This window comes from Bacillus sp. Hm123, assembly GCF_051842975.2.
Classification (GTDB): domain Bacteria; phylum Bacillota; class Bacilli; order Bacillales; family Domibacillaceae; genus Bacillus_CE.
This window is the reverse complement of sequence record NZ_CM200277.1, coordinates 2,236,805-2,248,962: the sequence shown is the minus strand read 5'-3', so window position 1 is coordinate 2,248,962 and position 12,158 is coordinate 2,236,805. Positions and strand designations below refer to the sequence as shown.

14 protein-coding genes are annotated in these 12,158 nt (G+C 39.2%); 9 read left to right on the top strand and 5 right to left on the bottom strand.

Translation table 11 applies throughout. From position 1 onward, the window contains the following. Window positions 1-894 (top strand): deoxyribonuclease IV, encoded by an 894-nt coding sequence (locus ACSVDJ_RS11680; RefSeq protein WP_439168897.1) that lies wholly within the window; start codon window positions 1-3, stop codon window positions 892-894. A 63-nt stretch (window positions 895-957) separates the two neighbouring features. On the opposite strand, the gene ACSVDJ_RS11675 is transcribed toward ACSVDJ_RS11680, so the two are convergent. Beyond that, complete coding sequence (locus tag ACSVDJ_RS11675) at window positions 958-1,212, bottom strand: DUF2624 domain-containing protein (protein WP_439168896.1); 255 nt, start codon at window positions 1,210-1,212, stop codon at window positions 958-960. A 94-nt stretch (window positions 1,213-1,306) separates the two neighbouring features. Here ACSVDJ_RS11675 and ACSVDJ_RS11670 point away from each other — a divergent pair, with 94 nt between their 5' ends. The 4 genes from ACSVDJ_RS11670 (at window position 1,307) to ACSVDJ_RS11655 (ending at window position 4,336) form a co-directional block, all read left to right on the top strand. After that, window positions 1,307-2,179, top strand: a complete 873-nt coding sequence (locus tag ACSVDJ_RS11670) for a YitT family protein (protein WP_439168895.1) — start codon at window positions 1,307-1,309, stop codon at window positions 2,177-2,179. A 112-nt stretch (window positions 2,180-2,291) separates the two neighbouring features. Then, entirely contained in the window at window positions 2,292-3,074 is a 783-nt protein-coding gene (locus ACSVDJ_RS11665; RefSeq protein ID WP_439168894.1) for a metal ABC transporter ATP-binding protein, read from the top strand. Further along, window positions 3,074-3,907, top strand: a complete 834-nt coding sequence (locus ACSVDJ_RS11660; protein WP_439168893.1) for a metal ABC transporter permease — start codon at window positions 3,074-3,076, stop codon at window positions 3,905-3,907. The genes ACSVDJ_RS11665 and ACSVDJ_RS11660 overlap by 1 nt, the downstream gene beginning before the upstream one ends. 15 nt (window positions 3,908-3,922) lie before the next feature. Then, window positions 3,923-4,336 (top strand): Fur family transcriptional regulator, encoded by a 414-nt coding sequence (locus ACSVDJ_RS11655; RefSeq protein ID WP_439168892.1) that lies wholly within the window; start codon window positions 3,923-3,925, stop codon window positions 4,334-4,336. Window positions 4,337-4,400: 64 nt separating this feature from the next. On the opposite strand, the gene ACSVDJ_RS11650 is transcribed toward ACSVDJ_RS11655, so the two are convergent. Further along, window positions 4,401-4,982: a 5' nucleotidase, NT5C type gene (locus tag ACSVDJ_RS11650; RefSeq protein ID WP_439168891.1), complete on the bottom strand. Its 582-nt coding sequence runs from the start codon at window positions 4,980-4,982 to the stop codon at window positions 4,401-4,403. A gap of 156 nt (window positions 4,983-5,138) precedes the next feature. Here ACSVDJ_RS11650 and ACSVDJ_RS11645 point away from each other — a divergent pair, with 156 nt between their 5' ends. Continuing rightward, entirely contained in the window at window positions 5,139-5,486 is a 348-nt protein-coding gene (locus ACSVDJ_RS11645; protein ID WP_439169102.1) for a DUF4190 domain-containing protein, read from the top strand. A 69-nt stretch (window positions 5,487-5,555) separates the two neighbouring features. Here ACSVDJ_RS11645 and ispG read toward each other — a convergent pair whose 3' ends face one another. The 3 genes from ispG to ACSVDJ_RS11630 form a co-directional block, all read right to left on the bottom strand. After that, window positions 5,556-6,641: a flavodoxin-dependent (E)-4-hydroxy-3-methylbut-2-enyl-diphosphate synthase gene (ispG, locus tag ACSVDJ_RS11640; RefSeq protein WP_439169101.1), complete on the bottom strand. Its 1,086-nt coding sequence runs from the start codon at window positions 6,639-6,641 to the stop codon at window positions 5,556-5,558. A gap of 111 nt (window positions 6,642-6,752) precedes the next feature. Then, window positions 6,753-7,076, bottom strand: a complete 324-nt coding sequence (yqfZ, locus tag ACSVDJ_RS11635; protein ID WP_439168890.1) for a protein YqfZ — start codon at window positions 7,074-7,076, stop codon at window positions 6,753-6,755. Window positions 7,077-7,172: 96 nt separating this feature from the next. Beyond that, a complete protein-coding gene (locus ACSVDJ_RS11630) occupies window positions 7,173-7,943 on the bottom strand; it encodes a DUF1189 domain-containing protein (protein WP_439168889.1) in 771 nt (256 codons plus the stop codon). Window positions 7,944-8,201: 258 nt separating this feature from the next. Between ACSVDJ_RS11630 and ACSVDJ_RS11625 the strand changes: the two genes are divergently transcribed. The 3 genes from ACSVDJ_RS11625 (at window position 8,202) to ACSVDJ_RS11615 (ending at window position 11,968) form a co-directional block, all read left to right on the top strand. Further along, window positions 8,202-9,836: a Na/Pi cotransporter family protein gene (locus ACSVDJ_RS11625; protein ID WP_439168887.1), complete on the top strand. Its 1,635-nt coding sequence runs from the start codon at window positions 8,202-8,204 to the stop codon at window positions 9,834-9,836. 184 nt (window positions 9,837-10,020) lie between these two features. Continuing rightward, the gene (gene sodA, locus ACSVDJ_RS11620; RefSeq protein WP_439168886.1) at window positions 10,021-10,629 is read left to right on the top strand and encodes a superoxide dismutase SodA; all 609 of its coding nucleotides are present in this window, start codon (window positions 10,021-10,023) and stop codon (window positions 10,627-10,629) included. A gap of 106 nt (window positions 10,630-10,735) precedes the next feature. Then, a complete protein-coding gene (locus ACSVDJ_RS11615; RefSeq protein WP_439169100.1) occupies window positions 10,736-11,968 on the top strand; it encodes an MFS transporter in 1,233 nt (410 codons plus the stop codon). The last annotated feature ends 190 nt before the right edge of the window (window positions 11,969-12,158 follow it).

Sequence of the window (12,158 nt, the reverse complement as noted above, 5' to 3'; positions counted from 1 at the left end):
ATGTTGAAAATTGGTTCTCATGTGTCGATGAGCGGTAAGAAAATGTTGCTAGGTGCAAGCGAGGAAGCCGCTTCTTACGGAGCGAACACTTTTATGATTTATACGGGGGCGCCGCAAAATACGCGAAGAAAGAAAATAGAGGACTTGAACATTGAGAAAGGCCAGTTCCATATGAAAGAGCATGGCATGGTCGATATCGTTGTTCATGCTCCTTATATTATTAATATTGCTAACACAAAAAATCCTGATACGTTTGAATTAGGAGTCAATTTTTTGCGCACAGAAATCGATCGGACCGCTGCGCTCGGTGCTAAACAAATTGTTCTTCACCCAGGCGCTCACGTTGGTGCTGGCACAGAAGCTGGTATTCAAAAAATTGTTGAGGGATTAAACGAAGTATTAACGAAAGACGACGATGTACAAATTGCATTAGAGACGATGGCTGGAAAAGGATCGGAATGTGGGATTTCTTTTGACGAACTAGCGATGATTATAGACGGTGTTCATTTAAATGAAAAGTTATCCGTTTGCTTTGATACATGCCATACGCATGATGCTGGTTATGATATCGTAAATGATTTCGATGGGGTGTTGAATCAATTTGATCGTATCGTGGGGCTTGACCGATTAAAGGTTCTTCACATTAACGATAGCAAAAATGAACGAGGCGCACGAAAAGACCGCCATGAAAACATTGGATTTGGACACATCGGATTTGATGCACTTCAATATATCGTTCACCATCCACAATTAATCGATGTTCCTAAAATATTAGAAACACCTTATGTTGGTGAAGACAAGAAGACGAGTAAACCCCCTTATCGTTTTGAAATTGACATGCTACGATCAAAAGTATTCGATCCAGAAGTAAGGGACAAAATGATTGCTCCGTAAGACAACGATGAACATCCGGCAGTGCCTAATCAACGATAGACGCTGCCGGATGGATCATCGTGCTCATGGTTGAAACATAGAAAATAGTCTATGAACCTTTCGCGCTGTTTGTTCATTTGTAATGCGAGCGATTTCCTTCAATAATTGAATTCTTTCTCCATCATTAAATAAATCAATCTTTTTCCTGCGCAGTTGGCTAGCGATTTTCTCTGCTTCCTCTTGTTTCAATGAAATACTTAACCCTCTTGCATATTTCATTAGTTCATCTGCTGTAATCGTTTGAGCTCTTTGATTGATTAAATGGTGAACAAGTTTCACTGTCCGTCACTCCTTTTCTCTTCTTTATAAATGTATGAGCAACAGAAGAGATGAGTGAATTGGTAACAAAAATAATAATAAAAGGAATGATGATATGCCAAAAGAACATAAAAAAGAGAAACCGACCCACTTAATTTATCGCCTAGCACTTGTTTTTTTAGGAGCGGCACTTGCGGCGATTTCTATCGAATTATTTCTTGTCCCCAATAATATTATTGATGGGGGAATTATCGGGGTTTCACTGATCTTAAGTTACTTAATTGATCATCCTTTATTTTCCTTCTCCACATTTGTTGTCGTATTAAATATCCCGTTCTTATATTTCGGTTATAAACAGATCGGTAAAACGTTTATGTTTTCTTCACTATTTGCCATTGTTTGTCTTGCGGCGATCGAAAGTCAGCTCCATCATTTTGATCCATTTACGACAGAACCGGTGTTAGCTTCTGTATTTGGTGGGTTGATTTTAGGAGTAGGAGTAGGGCTTGTCATCCGACATGGTGGAACGCTTGATGGAACAGAAATTTTGGGGATTTTAATGACGAAAAAGCTGCCGTTTTCAGTTGGTGAATTTGTCATGTTTATTAATATTTTCATCTTTACGTGGGCAGCATTTGTGTTCGGACCAGAAAATGCGATGTATTCTGTGATGACGTATTATATTGCGTTTAAAGCGATTGATACGGTACTGCAAGGGCTAGAAGAAACGAAAGCCTGCATTATCGTGTCTGATCATTATGACGAAGTATCTGATGCGATTTTGCATCGATTGGGACGCGGAACGACGAAGCTGAAAGGGAAAGGTGGCTTCACGGATGCCGATAAAGATGTGATTTATGTCGTTGTCACTAGGCTTGAAGTGATGAAGCTAAAAAATATCATTACCGATATTGATCCAAATGCCTTTTTAACGATTATGAATACACAAGAAACGCATGGAGCTCGCTTTAAGTCAGCCATTCATTAAAAATAAACCGGAATCGTTTTTCGAAGCGATTCCGGTTTACTTTTTCGCTGGAATCCTGTATACTTCAATTTGTTCTTAAATCGTAATCATTCTTAATAAAGGGGAAATTTCAATGAATCAATCACCTATCATTGAAATAAAAGACGTATCCTACAGCTATGACCGTGATAATGTATTGGAAAATATTCAATTATCTGTCCCTAGAGGGGCATTTTTAGGTTTAGTAGGTCCAAACGGTTCCGGGAAATCGACGCTTTTAAAATTAATTTTAGGTCTGTTAAAAGTAAAAGAAGGAGAAATTTTTCTTTTCGATACACCTCAACGTCAGTTTAAAAGCTGGGATAAGATCGGATTCGTGTCACAAAAAGCGAACTCTTTCAATACAGGGTTTCCTGCAACTGTATTTGAAGTAGTAGCAAGTGGTTTAACCAAAAAGCTTGGCTTGTTTCGTAAGGCAGGTAGTAAAGAAAAGCAAGAAGTATTTGAAGCGGTTAAAGCGGTGGGAATGGAGCCGTTCTTACACCGCAACATCGGTGAGCTTTCAGGTGGACAGCAGCAGCGAGTATTTATTGCTAGAGCGATTGTCTCAAAGCCTGAAATTTTAATTCTTGATGAACCGACTGTCGGGGTTGATTCAAAAAATGTACACTCTTTTTATGAAATGCTGTCGTATTTAAATAAGGAGATGGGGATTACGTTGTTACTTGTGACGCATGATATCGGGGTTGTTAGCGATCAAGTGACGCATGTAGCTTGCTTAAACAAGTATCTTCATTTTCATGGTAGCATGACGCAATTTAAGCATTTAGATGAATCGGATCTGTCTAAGTTATATGGGCATGGGATTCACTTATTAGAGCATCATCACGACCATGACCATAAGGAGGGCAGCTAATGATTGAAGCTATTTTACAATATGATTTTCTGCAAAATGCCTTTATTACAGGAATCATTATCGGGATCATTGCTCCTTTGCTTGGCGCATTTATTGTCGTGAGAAGACTATCGCTTATTGCCGATGCTCTTAGCCATGTGACGCTCGCTGGGATTGCAGCGGGCTTATACTTTGGGCAAAAATTTGCCCTCACTTGGTTAAACCCGCTTTATGTCGGCATGGTGTTCTCCGTGTTCGGTTCGTTGTTAATTGAGCGACTTCGTACAGTATATCGGCATTATCAAGAATTAGCGATTCCAATTATTTTATCTGGTGGAATTGGGATTGGTGTTATTTTTATTTCGCTTGCTGAAGGCTTTAATACTGATTTATTCAGTTATTTATTTGGAAGTGTCAGTGCCGTTAGCCATAATGATTTAATCGTTATTATTGTGATTAGCTTGTTTGTCATTGCAACGGTCTTCTTATTGTATAAAGAGCTATTTTTGCTTTCCTTTGATGAAGAGCATGCGAAGGCATCAGGGATCGCGGCTAAATCGATCCATTTTGTCTTTATTGTGCTTGTGGCGCTCGTGATCGCAGCTTCTATGCGAATTGTTGGGGTGCTATTAGTATCCGCTTTAATGACATTACCTGTAGCGGCGAGTATGAGGGTAGCTCGAGGATTTAAACAGACGATTTTCTTTTCAATTGTTTTTGGAGAGATTGCGGTTGTGTCAGGGCTTGTTAGTGCGTACTATTTAGATTTAGCACCAGGAGGGACTATTGTTGTTGCTTCAATATTGATTTTGTTACTGGTCATTTCGTTGAAAAAGTTGAGCAAGCAATTTTAATATGGGGTGAATAGAATGAATTTAACTCAGGCAATGGAGCTTTTAAAGGCGAAGGGGTATAAGCAGACGGGGAAGCGAGAAGAGATGCTTTCTTTGTTTGCTAGAGCGGATAAATATTTAACCGCAAAAGATGTGCTTGAGGAAATGAAAGTTGATTATCCAGGGCTTAGCTTCGATACGATTTATCGAAATCTGGCCTTGTTTGTGAGCATGGGAATTCTTGAAGAAACCGAATTATCTGGAGAACGTCATTTTCGCTTTACTTGCTCTCATGCGAAGCATCACCATCATTTCATCTGCATGGTATGTGGGAAAACAAAAGAGATTCATCTATGCCCGATGGATCACATCAATGAATTAAATGAGTATGATATTTCAGGGCATAAATTTGAAATTTATGGAACTTGCCCAAGCTGTAAGGCATCATAATTTTCATGATCAAAAAGCCTGATTCCTCCGCTATTAAGTGGAAGAATCAGGCTTTTATGTCTTTTCAATAGGTTAGAGAATGATTATACCAGTTTTGCACCCATTGCTGTGCCTGTGCCCAGTTATCTACTCGAATAACGCCTTTTGGGATAGGATCTTGATTATAAGGGGTATTGAATAGCATGACGGGGATGCCGAGTTCTTCATGAATATTTACGGCATTATCATGCTTATCTTCAAAGAAAATATCGACTTGATATTTTTTGGCCGCTTTAATCTTGTCATGGGAACCAATTAGTTCAATATGATCGTATTGAAGATGATGCTCTTGAAACCATTTTTCTGTAATATATTGCAGGTGGTTTCTTCTAGCACTAATAAAGAATAATTCAAATTGTTGCTTCCAGCTATCTAATACTTCCTTGGCACCTGGTGCAATGGGCGAGCTTTCATAAATGACTGGTTCACGCTCATCAAACCAGTGACGAAAGCGGTCGGCAGGAATATTAAGCGCCTCTGATAAATCATATTTTTTTATATCGTTTAACGTTATATTCATGGAGAAATCTTGATTAATAAATGGAACTAAGCTAGTGGGACAAGTAACCGTTCCATCGATATCGATACCAAAACGTTTTTGTTTCATTGTATTTGCTCCTTACTTTGTTCACTGTTCCTCAAAGTGTAACATATTTTTGTAAGGATTGTTATCCTGCATTAACGGTCAGTTTTGAATAAATTTTTGCTGCTTGTAAACAATAACAGTGCTCCTTCAAATTGTGAAAGTGGGGGATGAACAGTGATGGATGAAACCAATGATAAGAATCGATTAGTGAATGACACAGATATGAGGCCTATGCGAGAAGAAACCGCTGCAGAACTTGCTGAGCCTATTCCTTTTCGACGAAATGACGTTTCTGAAGAAGTAGACAGAGAAGTTGGTGAAGAAGAGGGGGGGCGCGGCCTCGGTTACGCAGGCTTAATTTCCTCTATTCTTGCGCTCTTTATGATTCCCGTATTATTTGGAGCTGTGGGTATCGTGTTAGGCTTCATGGCTAGAAGAAGGGGTTCTGAAGGGCTTGGCGCATGGGCGATTGGAATCGGTGTTGTCGCTCTTGTAGTTGGTTTATTTATTCTTCCGTTTTTCTAAGCAAATGGTTTGAAAAAGGAGCAGAAAAGGGCCGTCTCATAAGTAGTCGAGACGGCCTCTTTTCTGCACTTATTTCGCTTCTTGATTTTGTACATATTCTTCAGCGATTTTGTCAATTTCCTTTTTCAATTCCTCGACCATCGTTTCCTCTGGTACTTTTCGAACGGTTTTTCCTTTGCGGAATAATAATCCTTCGCCTCGTGCACCAGCGATGCCGATATCGGCTTCACGAGCTTCTCCTGGGCCGTTTACGGCGCACCCTAGGACGGCTACTTTAATTGGCACTTTAATCTTTTGGATATATTCTTCGACTTCGTTGGCAATGCTGATCAAATCAATTTCAATGCGTCCACAAGTTGGGCACGAAATTAACGTCGCTGCATTTGAAGATAGTCCGAACGATTTTAATAGCTCTCTTGCCACTTTCACTTCCTCAACGGGGTCAGCACTTAAAGAAATACGCAATGTATTCCCGATGCCTTTACTTAAAATCGCTCCGAGGCCAGCCGCACTTTTGACCGTACCCGCAAATAGCGTACCGGATTCAGTAATGCCGAGGTGAAGCGGGTAATCGAATGCACGAGCCGCTTTCTCATACGCTTCAATGGCAAGATTTACATCCGATGCTTTCATGGAAACGATAATGTCATGAAAGTCTAGGTCTTCCAAAATTTTAATATGGTGCAAGGCGCTTTCTACCATACCATCTGCGGTAGGATAACCATATTTTTCTAAAATTTTACGTTCTAAACTTCCGGCATTGACACCGATTCGAATCGGAATGCCTTTCGCTTTAGCCGCATTGACAACAGCTTCTACTTTTTCTCGGCGTCCGATATTACCTGGGTTGATCCGGATTTTATCCACGCCGCCTTCAATCGCTTTTAATGCGAGTTTATAATCGAAATGAATATCAGCTACTAACGGAATGTTAATTTGTCTTTTTATATCGGCAATGGCATCAGCCGCCCGTTCATCTGGACAAGCGACGCGAACGACTTGACAACCTGCTTCTTCTAGGCGATGAATTTCCTTGACTGTGGCCTCGACATCGTGAGTTTTTGTTGTCGTCATACTTTGAATAAATAGTTCATTACTTCCGCCAATAGTTAAATCGCCAACTTTAACGGGACGGGTATTTGAACGATGGGTGATTTCACTCAAGGGTGATTCGCTCCTTTTATAAGATCTAATAAAAAGCTTTTTCAATAAGTAATTGTAACAGCATTTGAACATAGATGACAAGAAAATGACCAGTCAAAATGTTTATTTATAAACCGGAAATTGATAGGATCGGCCGATTTGGACTTTTTCAGGGGAGATTCCTTTGTTTAATTGGCTGAAATCGTTGACGGCTTGAGCAATGTCAACCGGTAGCTTTCCGTTGTGTATTTCCTCTAGAATGGACAGAACGGTGTCGCCGCCCTTTATTTCGACCGTTTGAGAAGGAATAGAGGTGCTGCTTACAGGAGAATGTTCTTTTTCATGAATGACGGATTGGTCTTTTTTCGGAAGGGAACCTCGCGTTAAATCATTCCAGGTACCAGCTAATACCATTAGTAACATGATAAAAAAGATAAAATTCTTCATGTTCTCCCTCCTTTATTCTCAATATATGCTTGTCCTAGCAATAAATGAATATAATAAAAAACTGAGGCGATCCTATGCGAATCACCTCAGTTTTTATTATGTTTTAGATTTTGGACGTGGGATGGTTCGAATCGCCAAATATATCACGACGATCGTTAGCAGCCAGTCGAGTAAAAAGCTATAAGGAAACTGGATGTGTGCGAAATCCATCATCATCATGATGACGATGGATGGTGTAATCGCATAGGAAGCTATTCGAAAGCTGTGGCGATACTCGATTTTTCTTTTCAGTCCTTTATTCATCCATGATCCTAAGGCGGCAAAGATCGAGACTTTCATAAATCCAACAGCTGAAACAAATAAATAATAAATAATAAATAGTATCGGTAGGAAAATAACTAAATAAGATTGCAGTGTGTCCATGTATGAAACGATTTGCTCGTTTGTCACCCTTTTACTAGTAGGAAAAAGATAAGGAAAAGATTGCGTTTGCCCATTAACGGATAGAATGATTTCATTTTTTAACAGGGCGATTGTCCGGTCGTTGTTTTGTAGGTCGATGGCCGAGCTAGTGTTTAAAGGATAAAAAATGATGTCGGTCTTTCCGCTCTGAACCACTTTGGGCGTTGCGGAAGAAGTTAATATGCCATCTTCAACGACAAACGGAGGGAGTTCCTTTTTAATCGCTGTTTGTAAATCCCCTAATCCACTTGTCGCGATATGGGTAAAATAAACGATGAAGGGTAAGCAAGAAATGAGCATGACAAAAAACACATAGCTGATCGTTTGCCCGATGCCTTGAAAACGAAAAAAGCCAATATGTTTAGGTGAATATAAGCTTTTAATGAATTGTTGAAAAATATTCAAGATGGTGGCCTCCTTATAAAGTGAAACTTCAATCCGTGGGGGATGTTACTGCCCGTTAATGCGAGATAAATCTATTGTATGGAAACTTAGCGAAGAAAGCCATCATTCATTGCTTGTAACATGATTGTAATAAAACTGTACTTATGTTAACGAATTGTAAATTTTAAGTTTAGGTTATTTACATTTCACTCATAATTTATTAATAATTGTAGAGGGTTAGCAAGTTATGTCGAATTAAATTAATTAGGAGTTGGAGAAATGGAAATCAATGTCCAAGAAATGCTCTTTCAGTTTTTAGGTGGACTAGGTATATTCTTGTACGGAATTAAGTTAATGGGAGACGGACTACAGCAATCGGCTGGGGACCGACTTCGAGACATTCTGGATCGCTTCACTACGAACCCGTTTATGGGAGTTTTAGCGGGGGTATTAGTAACGATTTTGATTCAAAGTAGTTCAGCTACTACCGTCATTACCGTTGGACTTGTAAGTGCTGGGTTCATGACGTTAAAGCAAGCGATTGGTGTTATTATGGGAGCGAACATCGGGACAACGGTTACCGCCTTCATTATTGGGATTGATGTCGGAGAGTACGCTTTACCTATATTAGCACTTGGATCTATTTTTATTTTCTTCTTTAAAAGTAAACGAATCCACAATATTGGCATGATCTTCTTTGGCTTTGGAGCACTCTTTTATGGACTAGAGCTTATGAGTAGTGGAATGAAGCCTTTGCGTGAGTTAGAAACTTTCCACGAATTGACGCTCAATATGAGTACAAACCCTATTTTAGGAGTAGTTGTAGGTACAGTCTTTACAGTGATTGTCCAAAGTTCTAGTGCAACCATTGGGATTTTACAAAGTTTATTTGCAGAAAACTTGCTCGATTTAAAAGCGGCTATGCCTGTTTTATTTGGGGACAATATCGGAACAACGATTACTGCTGTTTTAGCATCGATTGGGGCGTCTGTTGCGGCAAGAAGAGCAGCCGCTACTCATGTTCTATTTAACTTAATCGGGGCGACAGTTTTCTTGCTCATTTTGCCTTTGTTTACACAATTTATTGAGTATTTAAGTGTGACACTTAGTTTAGATCCGAAGATGACGATTGCTTTTGCACATGGTACATTTAACATTACGAATACGCTGATTCAATTACCATTCGTTGGTCTGTTAGCTATGATTGTCACGAAATTAATTCCTGGTGAAGATACTATTTTTGAATACAAGGCGAAACATCTCGATCCTATTTTTATTGAGCAGTCTCCTTCTATCGCTCTTGGTCAAGCAAAAGAAGAAATTATTAACATGGGGCAAATCGCTGTTAAAGGGATGGAAGAGACGCATGAATATTTAAAAACAAAACAACAAAAACATTCCGAAAGAGCGGTTCAAATTGAAGATTCATTAAATGCTTTAGATAAGAAAATTACCGATTATTTAATTGATTTATCAGGCGCTTCACTATCTGATGCTGAATCAGAAAGACATTCCTTGTTAATGGATACGGTGCGTGATATTGAACGAATTGGTGACCATTTCGAGAATATTTTAGAACTTGTTGATTATCAACAAACAAATAAAGTAAAGATTACCGACCAGGCAATGTCTGAACTTGAGGAAATGTTTAAATTAACGATTGATACAGTTAACAAATCGATTCAAGCACTTGATGAAAATAATTTACAATTAGCTCGTGAAGTCGCAGCCAATGAAGATTTAATCGATAAAATGGAGCGAAAACTACGTAAACAGCACATTTTACGCTTGACAGAAGGTGCTTGTACGGCGCAAGCAGGTATCGTCTTTGTTGACATTATTAGCAATCTGGAGAGAATGGGCGATCATGCGGTGAATGTTGCTGAAGCAGTTCTTGGTATTAGAGGGTTGTAAGTATTGATTTATAGGGGACTAACCTTTGTTTGTCGTATGACAATAAGGAGTTAGTTCTCTTTTTTGAGTAGATTGATGATTTTTACTAAATCAATAGGGTTTAATAATTGAAAGAACCTCGCAATTTTGGTAATCTAAATAATGAAAGACTAGAAAAAAATCACCTACATAGGAGGAATTTATTATGGCATTCCAATTACCAGAATTACCTTATGCATATGACGCATTAGAACCTCATATTGACAAGGAAACAATGAATATTCACCATACGAAGCACCATAACACATATGTAACAAAATTAAATGAAGCACTTCAAGGTCATGATGATCTTGCAAGCAAATCCGTTGAAGAACTAATCGCTGACATTGATGCGCTTCCTGAAGCAATTCGTACAGCTGTGCGCAACAACGGTGGTGGACATGCAAACCACTCTCTATTCTGGCAACTTTTATCTGCAAATGGTGGCGGTGAGCCAACAGCTGAATTAGCGGAGGCAATCAACAGCAAATTCGGTAGCTTAGATAAATTAAAAGAAGAATTTGCAGCAGCAGCAGCTGGTCGCTTCGGTTCTGGTTGGGCATGGGTTGTTGTAAATAACGGTGAGTTAGAAGTAACAAGCACACCAAACCAAGACTCTCCATTAATGGAAGGGAAAACACCAATTCTTGGTCTTGATGTTTGGGAGCATGCGTACTACTTGAACTACCAAAACCGCCGTCCAGATTACATTCAAGCGTTCTGGAATGTCGTAAACTGGAATGAAGTAGCGAAGCGTTTCAACGAAGCAAAATAATCATGTTATACAATAAAAAAGACAGGTCATGTAATCATGGCTTGTCTTTTTTTATTGTATAACTACGCTCTTTTCTCCAAAACATAAGTGAGAAAGGGGGATACATATTGTGGTGATCAAAAAATGGTACGGTCATTTAGATGTAACGAAAGATTTACTTCTTTTACTTATTATTGGTGGCTTGTATTCCCTGAGCGTTGCTTTATCGAACACGTTTGTTAACATTTATCTTTGGAAGCAGTCGGGTCAATTTATCGATCTTGCCATTTATAATTTATCAGTAGTAGCGATTCAGCCAGTAGCCTTTTTTATTGCTGGGAAATGTGCGAAAAAGGTGGATCGTGTCATTGTGTTAAGGATTGGTATTACGATCCTTGGTCTTTTTTATTTAGCAGTGCTTTCGTTTGGGGAACAAGCATCTAATTGGCTGATCTTATTAGGTCTTCTGCTTGGCGCGGGCTATGGCTTTTATTGGTTAGCCTTTAATGTATTAACATTTGAAATTACAGAGCCTGAGACAAGAGATTTTTTTAACGGCTTTTTTGGGACATTACTTTCAGCGGGGGGAATGATTGGTCCAATACTAGCTGGTTTTATTATTAGTCGTTTCGCTTCAATGACGGGATACTTCATCGTATTTGGTTTATCGCTTGGCGGTTTTATGATCGCAGTCGTCTTCAGCCTTTTCTTAAAAAGAAGATGTGCCAAAGGGCGTTTTCTTCTTTTATCTGTTTGGAACGAGAGGAAGTGGAATGCGGATTGGCGTCGGATTACGATCGCTCATTTTTTCCAAGGGTTACGAGAAGGGGTATTCGTTTTTATTATTTCTGTGTTTGTTTTTTTGGCAACCAATAGTGAATTAGCCCTCGGTACATATGGTCTCGTGTACTCTGGTATTTCATTTATCAGCTATACATTAGCTTCGAAAGTGATTAAGAAAGAGCATCGAAAGCGAGTGATTTTGATCGGTGGTGTGTTACTCTTTTTCTCCTTGTTTATTATCATGCCTGAGCCGACTTATGCAAGGTTGTTAATATATGCGGCTGTCATTGCGATTGCGTATCCTTTTCTCCTCGTTCCGTATGTATCCATGACGTATGATGTTATCGGTCAAGGGGAGAAGGCGGCTGAACGACGAGTTGAATACATCGTTTTGCGAGAGATCTTTCTTAATGTCGGCAGAATTGTGTCTATTCTCTCCTTTATTGCAGCGATTCTCTTTTTTGATCAACAAAAAAGCATCCCAATTCTCCTCGTTGTTCTAGGAGCGGGGCATAGCATGATCTATTTCTGTATTCGACGGGTTCGTTCCCATGCAACGAAGGTCGTTGTTCAGTAAAAATGAGCGAAGTCGTTTTTACGGCTTTGCTTTGTTGATTTTGGCCTCATATATGTAAAAAAGTTTCCTGTAGCTATCAGTAGAAAAAACAGACAAACTCCGTTAAAATAAGGAGTACAAAAAGAATGATCAGGAGAGGGTTGTGACAGTTGAAAAAGACAAAGAAAAAAAGGAAGACGCATGTCCCTTT